General features: G+C 71.5%; 1 protein-coding gene. It reads left to right on the top strand.

All coding sequences use genetic code 11. From position 1 onward, the window contains the following. The coding region (locus AOK24_RS52370) for a DUF4190 domain-containing protein (RefSeq protein ID WP_276206867.1) at window positions 1–430 on the top strand (430 nt) is incomplete at its 5' end. Between the last annotated feature and the right edge of the window lie 849 nt (window positions 431–1279).

The raw sequence follows: 1279 nt of genomic DNA on the forward strand, positions 1-1279 counted from the left end.
CGCCTACCCCGCGCCCTACGGCACCCCACCGGCGCCGGGCGGACCGTTTCCCGGCCCCCAGGCCCCCGGCATGCCGGGTGTCGGAATGCCGGGCCCCGGAATGCCCGCCCCGGGAATGCACACTCCCGGCGTCCCCAATCCCGGCGGCTTCCCCGTCACCCCGCCCTACTACGGCTGGCCCGGCACTCCTCCCAGCAACGGCCTGGGCACCTCCGCCATGATCACCGGCATCCTTGCAGCCCTGGGGTTCTGCCTCTGGCCAGTGGCGTTCGTGCTCGGCATCCTGGGCGTCGTCCTCGGCATCCTCGGTCGCCGCAAAGCGGCCAGGGGCGAGGCGACGAACGGCGGCCACGCGTTGGCGGGGATCATCTGCGGGGTCGCGGGGACCTTGCTGTCGGTGGGCCTGGGGGTAGTGGTCATCACGACCTGATGAGACCGGCGAAGCCCCGCGCAAGCTCCGAGACGAAAAAGCCCTGGTCAAGGCCAGAATGGCGGGACAGCGAAGCCCCGCGCACACCCCGAGACGAACGCTCCCCGGGACGCCTCCTCCCGGGACAGAGACCTCTGAACGCCTCACATGAACCCGCCGGGCGACCAAGGGCCAGGTGACCGGCGTCCAGGCGGCCGGGGCCAGGTGGCTGGGCAAGCCGGCGCTCCGGCGACTCCGCCAGCTCCGAGTGCCGGGGTGTGGATTCGTAGCCAGAAGACGCGCACGCGCGCGAGCAAACAGGCGGCCGAGCGCTCGGCGAGTTGACGGCCGGGTGCTTCACGGGTTCTGCGAGCCCTGGGTGTTGAGGCGTGGATTCGTAGTCCGGAGACTCGTGGGCGACTGGCAGTCGGCCCGGCGAGCTGGCGCTTGGCGAGTTGGCGGCCCGGTGCTTCACGGGCTCTGCGAGCCCTGGATGTTGAGGCGTGGATTCGTAGCTCGGAGGCTCGTGCGCGACTGGGAGTCGGCCCAGCGAGCTGGTGCCCGGCGAGTTGACGCCTCGGCGCTTCACCGGCTCCGCGAGCCCGGGCACCAAGGAAGTGGAGCCGTAGCAGCAAGACACGTACGCGCGCGACCGGCAGGCAGCCCGGCAGCTTCGCGACCTCCGGGCACCGAGGCGTGGAGCCGTAACCGGAAGGCATGTACGCGCGCGACCTGGAAGAACCCGGCCCGCATCGAGGACACGTGCGGGGGCCAAACCGCGTGCCCGCGCCACCGTGAAGAAGACCTTCTGCCTCACCCCCAAGACATGCGACGCCCTCACGACGAACGAGCCCCGCCCCGGTAGCCCCC

The sequence above is a fragment of the Streptomyces niveiscabiei genome (assembly GCF_001419795.1).
Taxonomy (GTDB): Bacteria; Actinomycetota; Actinomycetes; order Streptomycetales; family Streptomycetaceae; genus Streptomyces; species Streptomyces niveiscabiei.